This window comes from Streptomyces sp. NPDC006691, from assembly GCF_042869955.1.
In the GTDB taxonomy this organism is placed as follows: domain Bacteria; phylum Actinomycetota; class Actinomycetes; order Streptomycetales; family Streptomycetaceae; genus Streptomyces.
Genome location: NZ_JBIAGW010000008.1, coordinates 218,384 through 237,678, shown reverse-complemented (window position 1 = coordinate 237,678; position 19,295 = coordinate 218,384). Strand labels below are relative to the sequence as shown.

The following is a 19,295-nucleotide window of genomic DNA, read 5'->3' as shown; positions in this document are numbered from 1 at the left end:
CCGTGTGCCACACGAGACGTACCTTCGTTCCATGACCACGAACGAGAGCAAGAACCACGCGCCCGAGCACACCCCCCGCCTCCAGTGGGCCAAGGCCGCACCCGAGGTCTACAAGGCCATGATCAAGCTGAGCGCGGCCGCCGAGCAGGGCCTGGACCCGACGATCGCCGAGCTGGTCAAGATCCGCGCCTCGCAGCTCAACCACTGCGCGCTGTGCCTGGACATGCACACCAAGGACGCGCTCGCGGCGGGCGAGACGGTCGAGCGGATCATCCAGCTCAACGCGTGGGAGGAGTCCAAGCACTTCTACACCGAGAAGGAGCTGGCCGCCCTGGAGCTGACCGAGGCGATCACCGTCCTGACCGACGGGTTCGTACCGGACGAGGTCTACGCGAAGGCCGCCGAGCAGTTCGAGGAGGCCGAGCTGGCCCACCTCGTCGCGGCCATCACCGTCATCAACGCCTGGAACCGCTTCGGCGTGACCACCCGTGGCGTGCCCGGCCACTACACCCCCGGGATGTACAAGTGAGCACCGGGGCGAGGGAGTTCCAGGTCCCCGAGCAGGTCTACCTGAGCCTTGCCGGGCTCAGCGCGGCCGCCAAGCGGGGACTGGGCGACCCGGCCCTCGCCGAGCTGGTGACGGTCCGCGCTTCCCAGCTCAACCACTGCGCGTTCTGCCTGGACATGCATCTGACCGCCGCCCGCAAGGGCGGCGAGTCCCAGGAACGGCTCGACCTCGTCGCCGCGTGGGAGGAGTCCGGCGACACGTTCACCGGGCGCGAGCGCGCGGCCCTCGCCCTCACCGAGGCGGTCACCGTCCTGACCGAGGGCTTCGTGCCCGACGAGGTGTACGAGCGCGCCGCCGAGCACTTCACCGAAGCCCAACTCGCCCATCTCATCGCGGCGATCGCGGTCATCAACAGCTGGAACCGGCTGATGGTGACCCGCCGCACGGCACCCGGAGAGACGGAATGGCACAGCTGAGCCCCGCCGCCACCTTTCGCGCCCTGCACCAGGGCCGCGCCGCCGGTGACCCGCTGATCCTGCCGGGGCCCTGGGACGCGGCCAGCGCCCGGGTCTTCGAGGAGGCCGGCTTCCCGGCCCTGGCGACGCCGAGTGCGGGGGTCTCGGCGTCCCTCGGATACGAGGACGGCTCGACGCCGGCGGACGAGATGTTCGCCGCGGTGGCCCGGATCGTACGGTCGGTCTCGATCCCCGTCTCGGCGGACGTCGAGGGCGGCTACGGCCTCGCTCCCAAGGAGCTGGTGGCCCGGCTCCTGGAGACCGGCGCGGTCGGCTGCAACCTGGAGGACTCCACCGGCGGAGTCCTCAACGACCCGGCCCGGCACGCGGACTGGCTGGCCGAGGTGCGCGCGGAGGCGGGTGACGCGCTGTTCATCAACGCCCGGGTCGACACCTATCTGCGCGGGCTGCCCGAGCGGGACGCGACCATCGCGCGGGCCCGGGCGTACGTGGCGGCCGGCGCGGACGGGGTGTACCCGTTCGCCGCCGCGCCCGAGCACCTCCCGGGGATCGCCGCGGCCGTGCCCGTACCGGTCAACATGGTGGTGCTTCCGGACGCGCCGGGGCCGCGCCGCTTGGGCGAGCTGGGCGCCGGCCGCATCACCTTCGGTCCGGGCCTCCAGATCCGGGCGACGCACGCGCTGCGGGACATCGCCCGCCAGGTGCGCGAGCTGTAGCCGCTCAGGCTCCGCCCGGTCAGTTCTCCTCGGGCTCGTCCTGGACGCGCAGACCCGCCACCCACATCGGCATCAGCCAGTGCGCGACGAGCCCGACGACCAGGGCCAGGAGGGCCGGCTGCCCGGCGGAGCCGCCCGACAGCGCGTACCCGACGACCGCGGCGGCGACCACGAAGAGCAGCCCGGTGGTGATCCGGTGGGCCCGCGCCAGGACCTCGCTGCGCTCGGCCCGCTGGCGCTCGTCGAGTGCCCGGCGGCGCAGTTCGAGCAGGCCGCGCGTCGAGGCGTTGATGGCGCCGGTGGCGAAGCACCACGGCGGCAGCAGGGCGACCATCACCCACATCGCCGCCATCGAGCCGCCGACGGTCGAGGCGAGTCCGGCGGTCAAGGACGCGGCGGTCAGCGCCATGTGCGCGACCACGAGCACCCGCCTGCGGGCCCCGGTCGCGTACAGCGGCGCCGCCTCGCGCCGGTTCATGATCTCCTGCATGCGGCGGTCGTAACGCGTCAGCCGGCCGTCCATCACTGGTTCCTCCCGTAGGCCTCGTCGGTGAGCGGCCGGAACGGTTCGAGCGCGAACAGCGCCTCCACCGGCAGGCCGAAGTGCCGCGCGATCTTCAACGCCAGGTCGAGGCTCGGGTTGTACTGCCCGCGCTCGATGTAGCCGATGGTCTGGTAGTGGACCCCCACCGCCTCGGCCAGGCTCTGCCGCGACACCTTCCGCTCGGCACGCACCATCGCCAACCTGTTGTGCACCTGCTCGCTCATGTATAAGAAGTACTACATTGATGAGCAGGTACACAATGAACAGGTTCACAACGAGCGGGGAGTTCACCATGTTTGGCCGCAAGGAACTTTCGGTACTGGTGCTGCGCGACGCGGACGACATCACGGCGGCGCTGCGTTCGGCGCTCGCCGGCGCCGGGGAGGCGGAACGGCCGGGCCTTGAGGCGGCCCTGGCGATGGCCGAGGAGGCGGCGGCCATGCCGGAGCGCGAGCTGCGCGGGCGGTGGGTGCGCGAGCAGCGGGCCTCGGTGGGCTACTCGGGCCCGGACGACGAGTCGGTGCGCGCGGTCAAGGCGCTGCGCGACGCCCAGCCGGAGCTCAGCCTGCTCGCCGCCGTACAGCTGACGCGGGACGCCGTGCGGGAGTAGGACGGCAGCGGGTCAGCAGCGGGAAACGGGCGAAGCCCCGGCAGTGGCTGCCGGGGCTTCGTCACGGATGCGGATGCCTCAACGGGCGTTCCGCCGGGCTCAGATGAGGCCGAGCTCGCGCACCGCGTCGCGCTCCTCGGTGAGCTCCTTGACGGAGGCGTCGATGCGCTTGCGGGAGAACTCGTTGATGTCCAGGTCCTGGACGATCGAGTACTTGCCGTCCTTGACGGTGACCGGGAAGGACGAGATGAGGCCCTCGGGGACGCCGTAGGAGCCGTCCGACGGGATGCCCATCGAGGTCCAGTCGCCCTCGGCGGTGCCGTTGACCCAGGTGTGCACGTGGTCGATGGCGGCGTTGGCGGCCGAGGCGGCCGAGGACGCGCCACGGGCCTCGATGATCGCGGCGCCGCGCTTGGCGACGGTCGGGATGAACGCGTCGGCCAGCCACTGCTCGTCGTTGACGACCTCGGCGGCGTTCTTGCCGGCGATCTCCGCGTGGAAGATGTCCGGGTACTGCGTCGCCGAGTGGTTGCCCCAGATGGTGAGGCGCTTGATGTCGGAGACCGTGGCGCCGGTCTTCTTCGCCAGCTGCGAGATCGCCCGGTTGTGGTCCAGACGGGTCATCGCGGTGAAGCGCTCGGCCGGTACGTCCGGGGCCGAGGCCTGCGCGATGAGCGCGTTGGTGTTGGCCGGGTTGCCGACGACGAGGACCTTGATGTCGTCCGCGGCGTTGTCGTTGATGGCCTTGCCCTGCGGCTTGAAGATGCCGCCGTTGGCGGAGAGCAGGTCGCCGCGCTCCATGCCCTTGGTGCGCGGGCGGGCGCCGACGAGCAGGGCCACGTTGGCGCCGTCGAAGGCGACGTTGGCGTCGTCGGTGATCTCGATGCCGCGAAGCAGCGGGAAGGCGCAGTCGTCGAGCTCCATGGCGGTGCCCTCGGCGGCCTTCAGGGCCGGGGTGATCTCCAGGAGGCGCAGGTTGACCGGCACGTCCGGGCCGAGCAGGTGACCGGAGGCGATGCGGAAGAGCAGCGCGTAGCCGATCTGGCCGGCCGCGCCGGTGACGGTGACATTCACGGGAGTGCGGGTCATGGCGATCTCCGTTGGAAACAGCGGGTGGTGGGGGTTTGCCCCTCGGCTCCGGGCACCCCGTACGCCGGGAACCTGACGTGCGACCGTCTGAATCTTGACGTGAAGAGATGTCCAGCGGTCAGGCTATCCGACCCAGCGCGTCCCACACCCCCGGAGCCCTGTGGGACGCCTCACGCTGATCGATCATTGACCGGTAGTGGTCGTTCCCGATCCACCCGGGCGACCGCCGGTGGCCGCTCCCGACGGTCCCGCGGCGGCCCGGCCCTCGGCGCAGCCACTCCTGCCGCTCGTCAGCGTGGCGCACGCGCGCACACCCGCCGGGCCCTGGACGGCGAGCATCTTGGTGTACGTGTCCCGGTAGGCGTCGGCCACCACCCGGTAGCCGGCCGCGCCGGGCGCGCCGATCTCCACCCGGTCGCCGGGAGCGACCTGCTTGAGCCGCGCCCAGGCGGCCCCGCAGGTCCTGCTGTAGCGGACCTCGACGACCGAGGCGCCGACCTTGGCGCTGCCCACGGTCTGCACCAACTTGTCGGTGCAGCCCATCAGTTCGGGGTCCTGACCGGTGCAGGACGCGGCCACGCACTTCACCCCGGCGGGCAGTGCGGGCGCGGAGGCGGAGGCGGAGCGGCTGGGGCTCGGCTTCGCCCGCGGCTTGTCGTCGCTCCGGCCGAGGTCGGTCAGGAGCACGGCGGACGTGATGACGAGGAGCGCGCCGATCACCCCGGCCAGGAACATGACGATCCGGCGCCGGTGCCGTCCGCCCGGCGGCTCGGGGACCCGGGGCGGGCGCCGGCCGGTGGGCCCCGCGTCCACCGGGAGGGCGCGCGAGCCCTCGGGAGGCGCGGGCCCGAACGCGCCGGGCGCGGACCGCGCCCGGTCGGCCCGCGCGGCCTCCATCGTGCGCTCGTGGCGCTGCTCGGAGCGGCTCCAGGCCCGCTCGGCCAGCTCCCACATCGTGGTCAGATGGACGGGGCTCGTGCCGGTCACCTCGGCGAGCGCGAGGACGGCGGCCTTGGGGGCCAGGAGGCGGCCGCCGAGATAGCGCTCCCACGAGGTCCTGCTGTATCCGGTGCGCTCGGCGACCGCGGCGACGCTGAGCCCGCTGCGGTCCACCAGCCTGCGCAGCTGGCTCGCGAACTCCCTTACCTGCGGGTCGAGTTCGTCCGGCAGCGCCTTCCAGCGAGGCATCGCTCCCCCCTCCGTCCGTCGCCACCCCGGGGATGCACGGGCCCCAGGATGTCAGGTCCCGAGGTGGTGCGCACCGGGACGAACACAGTGGTCAGGGGGTGGCGGCGGGCGGGCCAGGTTCGGGGGCGGGGCCAGCTCCGGGGGCGAGCGTCGGGTTCCGGGACGGGGGGCCGGGGCCGGGGGCGAACGTCGGGTTCCTGGGCGGGGGTCAGGTTCGGGGGCCGCCCGGGGTGACCAGACCGCTCTCGTACGCCACCACCACCGCCTGGGCCCGGCTGCCCAGGTCCAGTTTGCTCATGGCCCGGTTGAGGTGGGTCTTGACGGTGGCCTCGCTGATGAACAGCTGATCGGCGATCTCCAGGTTCGACAGGCCGCGGGCGGTGAGCCGGAGCACCTCGGTCTCCCGGGCGGTGAGTGCGCCGAGCTCGACGGCCCGCCCCGCCTCGGGCCGTCGGGCGAACGCCTCGACCAGACGCCGGGTGACGCTCGGCGCGAAGAGCCCGTCGCCGCCGCCGACCGCGGCGATCGCCGCGAGCAGCCGCTCCGGTCCGGAGTCCTTCAGGAGGAAGCCGGCGGCCCCGGCGCGCAGCGCGTCGTACACGTACTCGTCGAGGTCGAAGGTGGTCAGGATCAGGATGCGGGGCGCCGGATCCGGGGCCTCGGCCAGGATCCGCCGCGTTGCCTCGATGCCGGTCATGCCGGGCATCCGGACGTCCATGAGGATCACGTCGGGCCGGGTCGCGGCGGCCTGGCGCACCGCCTCGGCGCCGTCGCCCGCCTCGCCCGCCACCTCGAACCCGGGCGCGGCCCGCAGCAGCCCGACCAGGCCTGCCCGGATGAGGAACTGGTCGTCGACGACGAGCACCCTGATCATCCCGATGCGTCTTCTTCCCCCGAGAGCGCCCCGGCGGAGGTCGGCAGGGTCAGGGTCACGGCGAACCCGCCTTCGCTCCGCGGGCCGATGCTGATCGACCCGCCGTAGAGCTTGGCCCGCTCCCGCATGCCAATCAAGCCGTGTCCGCCGCCCGTACGCACTCTGTCCTGAATCCCTCCCTGGCGCCCGGGCCCGTCGCGCCCATTGACGACGGAAACGGTCAACTGGTGTGGTTCGTACCGCAGTCGCACCTCGGCCCGGCTGTGCGGCGCGTGCTTCAGCACGTTGGTGAGCGCTTCCTGGACCACGCGGTAGGCGCACAGCTCGACGCCCGGGGCCAGCGGGCGTGCGGCGCCGAGGGTGCGCAGGGTGACGTCGACGCCGCCGCCCCGGACCCGCTCCACCAGCTCCGCCACCCTCGCGAGGCCGGGCATCGGGGCGGCGGGCGCGGTGTCCTCGGCCTCGCGCAGCACCCGGAGCATCCGGCGCAGCTCCTCCAGGGCCTCGGCGCTGGTGCCGGAGATGGTGGAGAGCGCGGCCCGGGCGGTGGCGGGATCGCTGCTGAAGACGAACCCGGCAAGACCGGCCTGCACGGAGATCACCGACATGTGGTGGGCCACCACATCGTGCAACTCCCTTGCTATCCGGCCGCGTTCGGCCGTCACCTCGCGCCGCGCCCGTTCGGCCTGCTCCCGCCGCAGCTGGCGGGCGAGCTCGGTGGAGCGGCGGGCCAGCACGCCGAAGCGGACCAGGACCAGCGGGAAGACCAGGGCCTCGGCCACGACGGACGCCATCTCCGCGCGCGGGCTCGCCACGCCCGCGTACACCCAGGCCCCCGCCATGACGAAGCCGCACACCACCGCCGTCCGCGGCCGGCACAGGGACGCGACCGTGTACAGCGCCAGCATCGGGCCGAAGGTGCCCACGACGGGCCAGTAACCGCCGGCCACGTACGCCACGAAGGCCAGATGGGACCAGAGCAGCACCGGGAGCGGCGCCCGGACGCGGAACGCGAGCGGCAGCCCGGCGAGGACGGCCAGCGCATAGCCCCAGCCGTCGAGCGGGCTCCAGCCCTGCCGCGCCGACTCCTTGCCGAGCACCACGGAGACACAGGTCAGCACCACGGCGATGAGCACATCGGCGAGCTGGGGGCGGATCCGCATCGTGGCAGCGTAGCCGCGCGGCCGGACGGCGACGTCAACTGCGCGTGGTACTGCGGAAGTTGCAGAAGCCGGGGTGCTACCGCCGTGGTGGTGGCGGGAGTTCAACCCGGCGCGGGACGACCGCGGCGGGGCCGCGCCCGTAGCTTCTTGGCCCAGCGGCACCGCGGTTCCGGAAGACCAACCACAACCGTGTGGACGCGCAGCACGGGCCAACTCGGGGGACCCAACGGGGGGACCCGGCCCGTAACGGGAGGGAAACCAGCACCCATGAACGTACGCAAGCGTCTCGTTCTCGCGGTCACGGCGACCGCCATCGGCACCGGCCTGGCCATCGCACCCGTGGCCTCGGCGGCGCCGGCCTCCGCGAGTGTCGTCGGCGCGTACGGCTGCAAGTACACCGACTCGCAGCCGGAGATCAGCAAGGGCAGCTCCGGTGCCGCGGTGAAGGAGGCCCAGTGCCTGCTCAAGCACTGGAACGTCAACATCGGCCCGTACGGCGTCGACGGCTCGTTCGGCAGCGACACCGACCACGCCGTCCGTGAGTTCCAGACCCGGGTGAAGACCATGTGTCACATGCCGGTCGACGGGATCGTCGGACCGAAGACGTGGAGCGCCCTGAAGCACTCCGTCTGCTGAGCCACCGCGACGGCGACGGCCCGCACTCACCCGGGGGAGAGTGCGGGCCGTCCGCCGTCGCGGGGGGGGCTAGCGGACCGTGAAGTGGACCGCGTCCTCCAGGAACGGCACGTTCAGCCAGGGCCGGGGCTGTGCCATGAGGGAGAGCAGCACGATGGCGACGCCGAGCACTCCGTACGTGGTGATGTCGGTGAAACGGGACCTGACGGCGAGCATCCCGACGGACGGCAGCGTCCAGCGCAGGGCCGCGCCCGCCATGAGGGCGGCGCCGATGATGATCAGCCCGATCCGGAACGCCTGCCCGAACGGCTCGGTCGCCACTATCAGGAGCCCGAGGCCGACCGCGACCAGGACCGAGAGCAGCGGCCACTGACGGGCGGGTGCGGAGGCGTCACGCGGCGCGGCACGGCCGCCGCCCTCCGGGCGCGCGGTGTCCCGTGTGACGGAGGGGAACCGCCGCGAGCCGCCCGCGCGGGCCGGCTCCGACGGCGCGTCCGCGGCGGACCCGCCCCCGGCGGACGACCGCTGCGCGTCCTTGGACGGCTCGTGACTCGTACCAGCACCCATGCCTGAGACCTTTCCTGTCAGCGCGCGGCGGCGAGCTCGGCCGCCTCCACCACGTTGACGAGCAGTTGGGCGCGGGTCATCGGACCCACTCCGCCCGGGTTCGGCGACAGCCAGCCGGCCACCTCGGCGACGCCGGGGTGCACATCGCCGACGATCCTGCCGGTCTCGTCGCGGCTCACGCCGACGTCGAGCACGGCCGCGCCCGGCTTCACGTCCTCCGGCTTGATCAGGTGCGGGACGCCGGCCGCGGCGATGACGATGTCCGCCAGCTTCAGGTGCGCCGACAGGTCCCGGGTTCCGGTGTGGCACTGGGTGACCGTGGCGTTCTCGGAGCGGCGGGTGAGCAGCAGCGGCATCGAGCGCCCGATGGTGACCCCGCGTCCGACCACGACGACCTCGGCCCCGTTGATCTCCACGCCGTGCTTGCGGAGCAGCTGGATGATGCCGTAGGGGGTGCAGGGCAGCGGGCCCGGCTCGTTGAGGACCAGGCGCCCGAGGTTCGTCGGGTGCAGACCGTCGGCGTCCTTCGCCGGGTCCATCAGTTCCAGGATGCGGTTCTCGTCGATGCCCTTGGGCAGCGGCAGCTGGACGATGTAGCCGGTGCAGGCGGGGTCCTCGTTCAACTCCCGTACCACCGCCTCGATCTCGTCCTGCGTCGCGGTCGCGGGCAGCTCGCGCTGGATGGAGGCGATGCCGACCTGAGCGCAGTCGCGGTGCTTGCCCGCGACGTACTTCTGGCTGCCGGGGTCCTCCCCGACCAGCACGGTTCCCAGGCCGGGGGTGATGCCCCGCTCCTTCAGGGCCGCCACGCGGACGGCCAGTTCGGACTTGATCGCTGCGGCGGTGGCCTTGCCATCGAGAATCTGGGCGGTCATGTTTCCCATTCTTTCAGGGCGACGCATGATCGCCCAAGTTGCACTTGCACAACACATCCAGCAACTGGCTGGACAAACTTATGTCTTATTTAGAACGATGATCCGCGCAGTGCCGCGGGCAGTGCCGGGGGGCGATCCGCTCATAACAGCCATTCCTCCGCTCGGGCCGCGTCGTCCCCGCAACACCCAACGGAGGAAAGTCCGTCATGAGCTTCGGCGATCCGAACAACCCCTACGGGCAGCAGCCCCAGCAGCAGCCGCAGGGCGGCCCGTACGGCCAGCAGCAGGGCCAGGCCGGCTACGGCTACCCGCAGGGCCAGCAGGCCCCGCAGCAGGGCTACGGCTACCCGCAGCAGCAGTACGGCGGCCCCGCGGGACCGCAGACGATGCCCGGAACCGTCTCCGCGGCCCGCGTGATGCTGTGGGTCATCGCCGGCCTCCAGGCCATCGGTGCCGTGATCATGGTGATCGGGGCGGTCGGCGTGAGCGCCGCGAAGGACCGGGCCGCGGCGCGGGACGACGTCCAGTTCCAGCAGCTCGCCGACTACCCGGTGGGCGTGCTCTACGTCATGGCGGCCTTCGCGGTGGCCTGGCTCGTCTTCGCCATCGTGCTCGCCGTGAAGTTCGGCAAGGGCGGCAACGGACTGCGCATCACCACGATGGTTTTCGCCATCGTGACCGCGGTGCTCGGCATCTACCCGTTCGTCCTCGTCGGGCTGATCCACACGGTACTGGCCATCCTGATAGCCGTGTTCGTCGGCAAGGAGAGCGGCGCCCAGTGGTTCAAGCGCCCCCAGTACTGAGCCGGTGAGCTTCGGGCCTTCGGGCTCCGGCCGCTGAACACGAGGGCCGCATCCCGCACGGGGTGCGGCCCTCGCGTTTTCCGGGGCCGGAGGAATCAGTGGAAGAAGTGGCGCGTGCCGGTGAAGTACATCGTCACGCCCGCCTTCTTCGCCGCCTCGACCACCAGCTCGTCGCGGACCGAACCGCCGGGCTGGACCACGGCCCTGACCCCGGCGTCCGCCAGGATCTCGAAGCCGTCGGGGAACGGGAAGAACGCGTCGGACGCGGCGTACGAGCCCCGTGCCCGCTCCTCGCCGGCCCGCTCCACCGCGAGCTTCGCGGAGTCGACCCGGTTGACCTGACCCATGCCGACGCCGACCGACGCCCGGTCCTTGGCGAGCAGGATCGCGTTGGACTTGACGGCCCGGCAGGCCACCCAGGCGAAGGCGAGTTCCGCCAACTCGGCCTCGTTCAGGGCCTCTCCGCTGGCCAGCGTCCAGTTCGCGGGGTCGTCGCCCTCGGCCTGGAAGAGGTCGGTGTGCTGGAGCACCGCGCCGCCCGAGATCGACTTGAGGTCGCCCGGCTGGTGCGGGGTGCCGGCCACCTTGAGCACCCGGATGTTCTTCTTGCGGGCGAGCACCTCGACGGCGCCGTCCTCGTAGTCCGGGGCCGCGATGACCTCGGTGAAGATCTCGGCGACCTGCTCGGCCATCGCCACGGTCACCGGCCGGTTGACGGCGATGACGCCGCCGAACGCGGAGAGCGGGTCGCACTCGTGCGCCTTGCGGTGCGCGGCGGCGAGGTCCGCGTCGACCGCGATGCCGCACGGGTTGGCGTGCTTGATGATCGCGACGCAGGGCTCGTCGTGGTCGTAGGCCGCGCGGCGCGCGGCCTCGGTGTCCACGTAGTTGTTGAAGGACATCTCCTTGCCGTGCAGCTGCTCGGCGTTGGCGAGCCCGCCCGGCTGACCGTCGGTGTAGAGGGCCGCGGCCTGGTGCGGGTTCTCGCCGTAGCGCAGCGCCGACTTGCGCTCCCAGGTGGCACCGAGGAACTCGGGCAGCGGGGCCTCGCCCTCCTCGGGCGCGTACACAGTGGTCATCCAGGACGCCACGGCCACGTCGTACGCGGCGGTGTGCTGGAAGGCCTCGGCCGCGAGCCGCTTGCGGGCGGTGAGGTCGAAGCCGCCGTTCTTGACGGCGTCGAGCACGGCCGCGTACCGGTGCGGGCTGGTGACCACGGCGACCGAGGGGTGGTTCTTGGCGGCGGCGCGGACCATGGACGGGCCGCCGATGTCGATCTGCTCCACGCACTCGTCGGGGCTCGCGCCGGAGGCGACGGTCTCCTTGAACGGGTAGAGGTTGACCACGACCAGCTCGAAGGGGCGCACGCCCAGCTCGTCGAGCTGCGCCCGGTGGGCGTCCAGTCGCAGGTCGGCGAGGATGCCCGCGTGCACCTTGGGGTGCAGCGTCTTGACCCGCCCGTCGAGACACTCGGGGAACCCGGTGAGCTCCTCGACCTTGGTGACGGGCACCCCGGCGGCGGCGATCTTCGCGGCGGTCGACCCGGTGGACACCAGCTCGACGCCGGCCGCGTGGAGCCCTTGCGCCAGCTCCTCCAGGCCCGTCTTGTCGTAGACGCTGACCAGCGCCCGCCGGATGGGCTTGACGGTGTCCGTACTAACCGAGTTCACCGATCTGAACCTTTCGTCCCTCAATGCGGTAGCCGTTACGGGCCAAGCGCCCCACGACATCGACGAGCAGCCGTCGCTCGACTTCCTTGATCCGCTCGTGCAGAGCGGCTTCATCGTCCTCGTCCCGGATCTCGACCACGCCCTGGGCGATGATCGGGCCGGTGTCGACGCCGTCGTCGACGAAGTGGACGGTGCACCCGGTGACCCTGGCGCCGTACGCGAGCGCGTCGCGTACGCCGTGGGCTCCGGGAAAACTGGGCAGCAGCGCGGGGTGGGTGTTGACCACCCGGCCGCCGAACCGGGCGAGGAACTCCTTGCCCACGATCTTCATGAACCCGGCCGAGATGACCAGGTCCGGTGCGTACGCCCCGGTGGCGGCGGCGAGCGCCGCGTCCCACTCCGCCCGCGAGCCGTGGTCCTTGACCCGGCAGACGAAGGTCGGGATGCCGGCCCGCTCGGCGCGCTCCAGGCCGACGATGGAATCCCGGTCGGCGCCCACGGCCACGATCTCGGCGCCGTAGCCACCCGGATCGGCGGCGATGGCGTCGAGCAGGGCCTGGAGATTCGTGCCCGACCCGGACACCAGCACCACCAGGCGGGCGGGGCGGGCTGTTCCTCGGGGCGGAGAGGCGGACGCGGAGGGGGGCGGGGAGGCCACAGCGGGGCTCTTTCTCGCGGTCGTACGTCTTTGTGTGGTCGTACGAACGAATCGTGCCCCTCGATACGGGGAACTCTACGAAAGCGCCGACCGTCAGCAACGATACCGGCACACCGGACGGCCCCCACGGGACGGGGGCCGGACCGCCAGGTAGCGTCTGGGAGGACGCCGCGAGACGAGACCTGTCTCACTTACTTGTTTGCGAGATGCGACCCCCCGGCCCGACCGGCCGGTGACGGGTCCGAGGGGAAGACGTTCACCAGATGCCGGACCGACGCCACCAGCTGTTCGCAGCCCGCCAGTCCTCCACCCCCGGCTCCCCTCGTCCGACGGACCCGGGGAGCTCGGGGCCCGAGGGCTCAGGAAGCGGCACCGGAGCGGGCGCCGACGACAATCCCTTCGCGCCGCCGGCGGAGGGCAGCCCCGACCAGCCCTGGCAGCCGCGCCGGCCGGCCTCGGGCGAGGGCGACGACCAGCAGGGCTCGCCCTGGGGCAGTCAGTGGAGCGACCGGCAGCCGGGCCGGGCGCCGGGCGGCTTCGGCCGCCGCCCCGAGCGCCCCGAGGGCGGCCCGGGCCAGAACCCGCCGCCCCCGCCCGGCTTGCGCTGGGACCCCACGGACCCGGCCCAGCGCCGCGCCCGGTACGCCCTGCTCTCCGGGATGTGGGCCTTCTTCTTCGCCCTGTTCGACATGGCGGAGATCGCGCTGCTCCTCGGGGCCCTCGGTCTCTACTGGGCGATCAGCTCGCTGCGCGCCAAGCCGAAGCCCCCCGAGGCCTCGTCCACGGCCTCGCCCGCGCCCACTGGTGCGGCCTCGCAGGCGCCCCCGGCCCCCTCGGCACCCTCTGCTTCGGGCAAGCCGCAGGTGACGGCGGCGGTGACCGGCCTGGTGACGGCGGTCCTCGCGCTGACCGTGGTGGCGTCGAGCTTCACGATGCAGCTCGTGTACCGCGACTACTACACCTGCGTGGACGACGCCCTGACCAAGACGGGCCAGCTCTCCTGCAACGACCTCCTCCCCCACAGGCTGGTCCCGCTGTTCGGCGTGAAGGAGTAGCTCCGCCACGCCCGGCAGAGCGATGCGGAGCCCGCCGGTCTTGAGCGGGTCCGATCCTCCTCGATCCGGGGCCCGATCCTCCTCGATTCGATCCGGGGCCGGGTCAGAGCGGGTCCGGGTCCGGGTCCGGCTCCGGGTCGGGGTGTGGCTCCGCTTCCGGTGCGGGGTCGACGTGCGAGCCGGATTCCGGTACGGGGCCGGGGTGCGAACCGGGCTCGGGGGCGGGATCGGGGGCGGGATCGGGGCGCGGGAGGGATTTCGGTACGGGCTTCGGTACGCGCTCCGGTGCGGGCTCCGGTACGGGCTCCGGTGCGGGCCCCGAACCTGGGCCGGGTAGCGGGCCACTTTCCGGTACGGGTCCGGGGTCGTCCTCCGGCCGAGCGCCCTCCGGCCGAGCGCCTTCCGGCCCGGCCGGCGTTTGCGGAGCGGGGTTCGGGGCGGCGCCCGGGTTCGGGAAGGGCCAGGGTGGGGAGAGCTCCGCCCCCGCCGCCGGAATGTCCGCCATCAGCCCGCCCGAGGCCTCCTTGAGCGCGGCCCACCGGGCCTCCCGCGCCCCGTCCTCGTGCCACAGGGCTCCCCCGCCGACGGGCAGGAAGTCGTACGCCTCCTCGTCGGCCGAGCCGTCCCCGCCCACCGGCCCCGGGACCGGGACCCGGCCGGACCCCGGTACGGCGACGCCCCGCCCCCGGCGGGGCCGCCACGAGAACGCCCCCGAGACCCGGGCCCGCAGCGAGCGCCGGGGCACGGCCCCCCGCAGCCGCCAGGCCCGCAGTCCCAGCGCCGCCGGCACCCCCACCACGGCCGCCCACACCAGCGCCGCGCCCCCCGTACGCCACCAGACAGGACCCAGCGCGGCGAGGGCCCCCGTACCCAGCGGGCCGCCCGCCACCGCCGCGAGGCCCGCGAGCGCACAGCCGCACAGCACCGCCCCGAGCAGCGCGGCCCGCGCGGTCTCGCGGCGCCCCCATCCCTCGGCCACGGCCGCCCTCGCGGTGAAGCGGGCCAGGGCGAGACCGGCCACGAGCGGCACCCCGGCCGCCGCCCAGTTCCACCAGGACCCGTGCCCTCCGGTCGGCACGGCGGCCAGGAGGGGGAAGTGCGGCAGGGCCGGGGTGCCGGTCACTCCCAGGGGTCCGGCCGCCGCCCCCGTACCGACGGCGAAGCCGGGCCCGAGCCCGTACGCCGCTCCCCACACCGCCGCGTTCGGCACCAGGGCGAGGGCGAGCAGCAGCACCGCCAGGCGTCCCGACCAGTCCTCCGCGAGCCGGAGGAACGCGTCCTCGGCGATCCCGATGTGCCAGGCGAGCCCGGCGCCCGCGAGCAGCGCCCCGCCGCCGAGCAGCACCGCGACGGCGGCCCCGGCGGCCCGGGCGGCCGCGCTGGTGCGAACGTCCAGGAGCACGGCCCGCACCCACGCGGGAACGCGTTCGGGCAGGGGGCCGAGCGGGCGGCCATGGGCGGTCCAGACCCCGGCGGCGGTGGCGAGCGCCACCGTGAGCGGCAGACGCCACGCGGCGGTCAGCGGGTCGGCGGGCAGCGGGCCGGCGGCCGCGTACCACACGGTGGCCGTCGCGATCACGAGGTATCCGCAGGTCACCGCCCCGAACACGGCCCAGCCGGAGGGCAGCGGGCCGGCGGGCTCGTCCTCGTACCCCTCGCCCTCGTCCTCGTCGGGCATCAGCACATCGCGGGCCGCCCGATGGGCGAGCCAGCCGGGCAGCGCCACCAGGAGCAGCGGGACCAGACCGACCGGGGCCGGGGAGCCGGTCAGCGTCTCGGGTCTGACCAGCTGCGCCCCGTGCGCGAGCAGCCACAGCGAGGCGGCCGTGCGCAGGGCGCCGCCCGGTCCGCTGTCGGGGTAGGGGGAGCTGATCCACAGCACCATCACGAGCACGGCCAGGGCGCCGAGCCCGAGCCCCGCCGCGATCGCGCCACGCAGCAAACAGGTAGCCAGCACGGAGGGGCGCGCCTTGACGGGAAGCAACGGCAGGCTGCGCTCGGTCACTTGGGTCACCCGGCCATGCTGCCAACGACACGCGCTTTCTCCGCGTAACAGGTCAATGCCCGATGTGTCGCTCAATATACGGTTATGTACTTTTTCACCTGGGGCATCTTCCGCTGCGCCGCTCCGGGTGCACCAGCCGATACGGCCTTCGCGGGGAGCCCTGGGAGCCCTTCATGACACAGAGCACGGCCGACACCAAGGACACCGATGCCATGTCCCCCCTGCCCACTCCCAAGGAGCGGCGCCGGCTGCGCGAGGCGAAGGACCTGAGCGAGGCGCAGGTCGCTTCGGCCGTCGGCGTCACGCGGGCGACCGTACGCTCGTGGGAGACCGGCCGCACCACTCCGCGCGGGCGCAAGGGGCAGACCTACGCCCGCCTCCTCGCCACCATCGAGGCGGAGCTGGCGGAGCCGGCGGACGACCGCGCTGCCGGTCCCGCCCCGGACAGCGGCCGCACCGAGCCCCGGGAGACGGCCCCTGCGGATGCCGCCGAACCAGGTGGAAGGGCCGAGCCGGCCGAGCAGCCGGCGGCTCCCGCCCCACCTGCCTCACCCACCTCACCCGCCGCACAGGCCGAGCCGAGGGCGAAGGGGCACCCGGCGAAGGCCGGTCCCGAACCCGCCGCGCCCGCGCCCGTGCCGGTCCCCACCAAGGAACTCAGGCCCGTCGCACCCGCCGCCCACGGAACACCGGCCAAGGGCGCCGCGCCCAGCGCTCCCACGCCCCCGACCACCCTCGCCGAGGCACTGCCCGAGCAGGCCTCGGCGCCGCATACGCTCTCCCCCGCGGAGGCGTTCGACACGCTCTACACCGCCATCGCGCCCGATCTCGCCCGGCAGACGTATCTGCTGACCGGACGCACCCGGCTCGCACGGGAATCGGTGGAGCGGGCCTTCCACCTGGCCTGGGAGAACTGGCCCGAGGTCGCCACCGACCGGGATCCGGCGGGCTGGGTGCGGGCGGCGGCGTACGAGTACGCCATGGCCCCCTGGCACCGCTTCCGGCGCGCCCACAAGCGCCCCGACCAGCCGCCCGCCGAGCCCGAACGCAGGGCGCTCCTGGACGCGCTGCTCGATCTGCCGCCCGCCTACCGCCGCACGGTGCTGCTGTACGACGGGGTCGGGCTCGACCTGCCGGAGACCGCGGCCGAGACCGAGGCCAGCACCCCGGCCGCCGCCAACCGGGTACTGAACGCCCGGACCGCGATCCTCGACCGGGTGCCCGCGGCGGCGGCCCGCGCCACGACCCCGCAGGCCCTCTCGGCGGACCTGCGCAAGCGCATCACCGAGCTCGCGCAGGCCGGGCCCGCATCCGTCACCCGGCTGCCGTCCGCGCCGGTCGTCCGCACCGGGGGCGAGCGCCGGCGCCGGTTCTGGACCCGGGCCGCGATCGCCTTCACGACCCTGATCGTGAGCGCGACGGCCTTCACCGTGGTGACGGTGCCGCACCACCATGTGCGTCCGGTGCCGATCGGCGAACGCGTCGGCGGGGTCCCCGTCAACAGCGGCCCGCAGCGGCTGACCGGACAGGACCTCGAACTGCGCGACAAGCTGCGCACGGAACCGGCCCGCGGGCCGCACCGCCTGGTCCTCGACATCCGCTGACCGCCCGCCCGCGCGGGAGCCTGCCCGGCAACGCGGGAAGGGCCCGCACCCCGAGGGGTGCGGGCCCTTCCCGCGTACTCGTGGAGCTCAGCCCCGCGAGGCCTGGCTCAGCTGCCGAGGATGGCGCGCGCGAGCTTGGCGGTCTCGGTCGGCGTCTTGCCGACCTTGACGCCGGCGGCCTCCAGGGCCTCCTTCTTCGCCTGGGCGGTGCCGGAGGAGCCGGAGACGATGGCGCCGGCGTGGCCCATGGTCTTGCCCTCGGGCGCGGTGAAGCCCGCGACGTAGCCGACGACCGGCTTGGTGACGTTGGCCTTGATGTAGTCGGCCGCACGCTCCTCGGCGTCGCCGCCGATCTCGCCGATCATCACGATCAGGTCGGTGTCGGGGTCGGCCTCGAACGCGGCGAGCGCGTCGATGTGCGTGGTGCCGATGACCGGGTCGCCACCGATGCCGACGGCGGACGAGAAGCCGATGTCGCGCAGCTCGTACATCATCTGGTACGTCAGCGTGCCGGACTTCGACACCAAGCCGATACGGCCCGGCTTGGTGATGTCGCCCGGGATGATGCCGGCGTTGGACTGGCCGGGGGTGATCAGACCCGGGCAGTTCGGGCCGATGATGCGGGTCTTGTTGCCCTTGGCGTTCGCGTACGCCCAGAAGGCGGCGGAGTCGTGGACCGCGATGCCCTCGGTGATGACGACGGCGAGGGGGATCTCCGCGTCGATCGCCTCGACGACGGCGGCCTTGGCGAAGGCCGGCGGCACGAAGAGGACGGACACGTCGGCGCCCGTCTTCTCCATCGCTTCCTTGACGGAGCCGAAGACCGGGACCTCGGTGCCGTCGAAGTCGACCGACTGGCCGGCCTTGCGCGGGTTCACGCCACCGACGATGTTGGTGCCGTCGGCCAGCATGAGCTTGGTGTGCTTCATGCCCGTGGCGCCGGTCATGCCCTGGACGATGACCTTGCTGTCCTTGGTGAGGAAGATAGCCATGGTGGTGTCTTAACCTCTTCCCTTACTTCGCAGCCGCGAGCTCGGCGGCCTTGTCGGCCGCGCCGTCCATGGTGTCCACGCGCTGCACGAGCGGGTGGTTGGCGTCGCTGAGGATCTTGCGACCCAGCTCCGCGTTGTTGCCGTCGAGACGGACGACCAGCGGCTTGGTGACCTCTTCGCCCTTCTCGGCGAGCAGGGCCAGCGCCTGGATGATGCCGTTGGCGACCTCGTCGCAGGCGGTGATGCCACCGAAGACGTTGACGAACACGGACTTGACGTCCGCGTCACCGAGGATGATCTCCAGGCCGTTCGCCATCACCTGGGCGGACGCGCCGCCACCGATGTCGAGGAAGTTGGCCGGCTTCACGCCGCCGTGGTTCTCACCGGCGTACGCGACGACGTCCAGGGTGCTCATGACGAGACCCGCGCCGTTGCCGATGATGCCGACCTCGCCGTCGAGCTTCACGTAGTTGAGGTTCTTGGCCTTGGCGGCCGCCTCAAGGGGGTTGGCCGCGGCCTTGTCCTCAAGGGCCTCGTGGTCCGGCTGACGGAACTCGGCGTTCTCGTCCAGCGACACCTTGCCGTCGAGGGCCAGGATGCGGCCGTCCTTGGTCTTCACCAGCGGGTTGACCTCGACGAGGAGCGCGTCCTCGGCAACGAAGGTCTTCCACAGGGTCACCATCGCCTCGGCGACGCCCTCGGCCACCTCGGCCGGGAACTTCGCCTGGGCCACGATCTCGCGGGCCTTCTCGATGTCCACACCGTCGACGGCGTTGACCGGGACCTTCGCGAGGGCCTCGGGGGTCTTCTCCGCGACCTCCTCGATGTCCATGCCGCCCTGCACCGACGCCATGGCGAGGAAGGTGCGGTTGGTGCGGTCGAGGAGGTACGAGACGTAGTACTCCGCCTCGATCTCCGGGGACAGCTCGGCGATCATCACCTTGTGGACCGTGTGGCCCTTGATGTCCATGCCGAGGATGTCCGTCGCGCGGGCGACGGCCTCGTCCGGCGTGGCGGCCAGCTTCACGCCGCCGGCCTTGCCGCGGCCGCCGACCTTCACCTGCGCCTTGACGACCGACTTGCCGCCGAGACGCTCAGTGGCCTCGCGCGCCGCCTCAGGCGTGTCGATCACTTCACCGGCCAGCACCGGTACACCGTGCTTGGCGAAGAGGTCCCTCGCCTGGTACTCGAACAGGTCCACGCGCGTCCGTCCCTTTTCAGTGGTATCGCGGTTCCGTTGTCTACTGGGCGTGCCGCGAAGG

At 72.7% G+C, this 19,295-nt stretch carries 21 protein-coding genes; 8 read left to right on the top strand and 13 right to left on the bottom strand.

Annotated features, from left to right (window positions below; all coding sequences use genetic code 11):
* The first annotated feature begins 31 nt into the window (after positions 1-31).
* From ACFYNP_RS20285 to ACFYNP_RS20275, 3 genes are read left to right on the top strand one after another with little or no spacing between them, the layout of a single operon-like run.
* Positions 32-529 (top strand): carboxymuconolactone decarboxylase family protein, encoded by a 498-nt coding sequence (locus tag ACFYNP_RS20285; protein WP_388405846.1) that lies wholly within the window; start codon positions 32-34, stop codon positions 527-529.
* Complete coding sequence (locus ACFYNP_RS20280) at positions 526-984, top strand: carboxymuconolactone decarboxylase family protein (RefSeq protein WP_388786890.1); 459 nt, start codon at positions 526-528, stop codon at positions 982-984. The genes ACFYNP_RS20285 and ACFYNP_RS20280 overlap by 4 nt, the downstream gene beginning before the upstream one ends.
* Positions 972-1,700, top strand: a complete 729-nt coding sequence (locus tag ACFYNP_RS20275) for an isocitrate lyase/phosphoenolpyruvate mutase family protein (RefSeq protein WP_388405841.1) — start codon at positions 972-974, stop codon at positions 1,698-1,700. Before ACFYNP_RS20280 ends, ACFYNP_RS20275 begins: the two co-directional genes overlap by 13 nt.
* Before the next feature lie 19 nt (positions 1,701-1,719).
* Here the strand turns inward: ACFYNP_RS20275 and ACFYNP_RS20270 are convergent, their stop codons facing one another.
* Positions 1,720-2,223: a hypothetical protein gene (locus tag ACFYNP_RS20270; protein ID WP_388786887.1), complete on the bottom strand. Its 504-nt coding sequence runs from the start codon at positions 2,221-2,223 to the stop codon at positions 1,720-1,722.
* Entirely contained in the window at positions 2,223-2,468 is a 246-nt protein-coding gene (locus ACFYNP_RS20265) for a helix-turn-helix transcriptional regulator (protein ID WP_388405837.1), read from the bottom strand. Before ACFYNP_RS20265 ends, ACFYNP_RS20270 begins: the two co-directional genes overlap by 1 nt.
* A gap of 20 nt (positions 2,469-2,488) precedes the next feature.
* On the opposite strand from ACFYNP_RS20265, the gene ACFYNP_RS20260 reads away from it, so the two are divergent.
* Entirely contained in the window at positions 2,489-2,854 is a 366-nt protein-coding gene (locus ACFYNP_RS20260) for a hypothetical protein (protein WP_388786885.1), read from the top strand.
* A 99-nt stretch (positions 2,855-2,953) separates the two neighbouring features.
* Here ACFYNP_RS20260 and ACFYNP_RS20255 read toward each other — a convergent pair whose 3' ends face one another.
* The 4 genes from ACFYNP_RS20255 to ACFYNP_RS20240 all read right to left on the bottom strand — a co-directional run bounded on the left by ACFYNP_RS20255 (position 2,954) and on the right by ACFYNP_RS20240 (position 7,168).
* The gene (locus tag ACFYNP_RS20255) at positions 2,954-3,943 is read right to left on the bottom strand and encodes a malate dehydrogenase (RefSeq protein ID WP_388786882.1); all 990 of its coding nucleotides are present in this window, start codon (positions 3,941-3,943) and stop codon (positions 2,954-2,956) included.
* Positions 3,944-4,126: 183 nt separating this feature from the next.
* A complete protein-coding gene (locus ACFYNP_RS20250) occupies positions 4,127-5,131 on the bottom strand; it encodes a helix-turn-helix domain-containing protein (RefSeq protein ID WP_388786879.1) in 1,005 nt (334 codons plus the stop codon).
* 208 nt (positions 5,132-5,339) lie between these two features.
* Positions 5,340-6,005, bottom strand: coding sequence for a response regulator (locus ACFYNP_RS20245; protein ID WP_388405829.1), 666 nt, complete (start codon positions 6,003-6,005; stop codon positions 5,340-5,342).
* The gene (locus ACFYNP_RS20240) at positions 6,002-7,168 is read right to left on the bottom strand and encodes a sensor histidine kinase (protein ID WP_388786876.1); all 1,167 of its coding nucleotides are present in this window, start codon (positions 7,166-7,168) and stop codon (positions 6,002-6,004) included. Before ACFYNP_RS20240 ends, ACFYNP_RS20245 begins: the two co-directional genes overlap by 4 nt.
* Before the next feature lie 267 nt (positions 7,169-7,435).
* Here ACFYNP_RS20240 and ACFYNP_RS20235 point away from each other — a divergent pair, with 267 nt between their 5' ends.
* Positions 7,436-7,804: a peptidoglycan-binding domain-containing protein gene (locus tag ACFYNP_RS20235; RefSeq protein WP_345253614.1), complete on the top strand. Its 369-nt coding sequence runs from the start codon at positions 7,436-7,438 to the stop codon at positions 7,802-7,804.
* 69 nt (positions 7,805-7,873) lie between these two features.
* Here the strand turns inward: ACFYNP_RS20235 and ACFYNP_RS20230 are convergent, their stop codons facing one another.
* On the bottom strand, positions 7,874-8,485 hold the full coding sequence (locus tag ACFYNP_RS20230) for a DUF3017 domain-containing protein (RefSeq protein WP_388406968.1): 612 nt from the start codon (positions 8,483-8,485) through the stop codon (positions 7,874-7,876).
* Complete coding sequence (locus tag ACFYNP_RS20225) at positions 8,389-9,246, bottom strand: bifunctional methylenetetrahydrofolate dehydrogenase/methenyltetrahydrofolate cyclohydrolase (protein WP_388405823.1); 858 nt, start codon at positions 9,244-9,246, stop codon at positions 8,389-8,391. The genes ACFYNP_RS20230 and ACFYNP_RS20225 overlap by 97 nt, the downstream gene beginning before the upstream one ends.
* A gap of 206 nt (positions 9,247-9,452) precedes the next feature.
* On the opposite strand from ACFYNP_RS20225, the gene ACFYNP_RS20220 reads away from it, so the two are divergent.
* Complete coding sequence (locus ACFYNP_RS20220; RefSeq protein WP_388786873.1) at positions 9,453-10,049, top strand: hypothetical protein; 597 nt, start codon at positions 9,453-9,455, stop codon at positions 10,047-10,049.
* Between the two features lie 95 nt (positions 10,050-10,144).
* On the opposite strand, the gene purH is transcribed toward ACFYNP_RS20220, so the two are convergent.
* Together purH and purN are read right to left on the bottom strand one after the other, a co-directional pair.
* Positions 10,145-11,779: a bifunctional phosphoribosylaminoimidazolecarboxamide formyltransferase/IMP cyclohydrolase gene (gene purH / locus ACFYNP_RS20215; RefSeq protein ID WP_388786871.1), complete on the bottom strand. Its 1,635-nt coding sequence runs from the start codon at positions 11,777-11,779 to the stop codon at positions 10,145-10,147.
* Complete coding sequence (purN, locus tag ACFYNP_RS20210; RefSeq protein ID WP_388405815.1) at positions 11,706-12,377, bottom strand: phosphoribosylglycinamide formyltransferase; 672 nt, start codon at positions 12,375-12,377, stop codon at positions 11,706-11,708. Before purN ends, purH begins: the two co-directional genes overlap by 74 nt.
* A gap of 263 nt (positions 12,378-12,640) precedes the next feature.
* On the opposite strand from purN, the gene ACFYNP_RS20205 reads away from it, so the two are divergent.
* Complete coding sequence (locus ACFYNP_RS20205; protein WP_388786868.1) at positions 12,641-13,432, top strand: hypothetical protein; 792 nt, start codon at positions 12,641-12,643, stop codon at positions 13,430-13,432.
* Between the two features lie 103 nt (positions 13,433-13,535).
* Here the strand turns inward: ACFYNP_RS20205 and ACFYNP_RS20200 are convergent, their stop codons facing one another.
* Positions 13,536-15,446 carry a DUF6350 family protein gene (locus ACFYNP_RS20200; protein ID WP_388786866.1) on the bottom strand — a complete coding sequence of 637 codons (1,911 nt, stop codon included), beginning with the start codon at positions 15,444-15,446 and terminating at the stop codon, positions 13,536-13,538.
* Positions 15,447-15,610: 164 nt separating this feature from the next.
* On the opposite strand from ACFYNP_RS20200, the gene ACFYNP_RS20195 reads away from it, so the two are divergent.
* Positions 15,611-17,041, top strand: a complete 1,431-nt coding sequence (locus ACFYNP_RS20195; protein ID WP_388786864.1) for a helix-turn-helix domain-containing protein — start codon at positions 15,611-15,613, stop codon at positions 17,039-17,041.
* 107 nt (positions 17,042-17,148) lie between these two features.
* Here the strand turns inward: ACFYNP_RS20195 and sucD are convergent, their stop codons facing one another.
* Both sucD and sucC read right to left on the bottom strand, forming a co-directional pair.
* Positions 17,149-18,033, bottom strand: a complete 885-nt coding sequence (sucD, locus tag ACFYNP_RS20190) for a succinate--CoA ligase subunit alpha (protein WP_388405804.1) — start codon at positions 18,031-18,033, stop codon at positions 17,149-17,151.
* 22 nt (positions 18,034-18,055) lie between these two features.
* Positions 18,056-19,234: an ADP-forming succinate--CoA ligase subunit beta gene (sucC, locus tag ACFYNP_RS20185; RefSeq protein WP_100578200.1), complete on the bottom strand. Its 1,179-nt coding sequence runs from the start codon at positions 19,232-19,234 to the stop codon at positions 18,056-18,058.
* Positions 19,235-19,295: the final 61 nt, after the last annotated feature.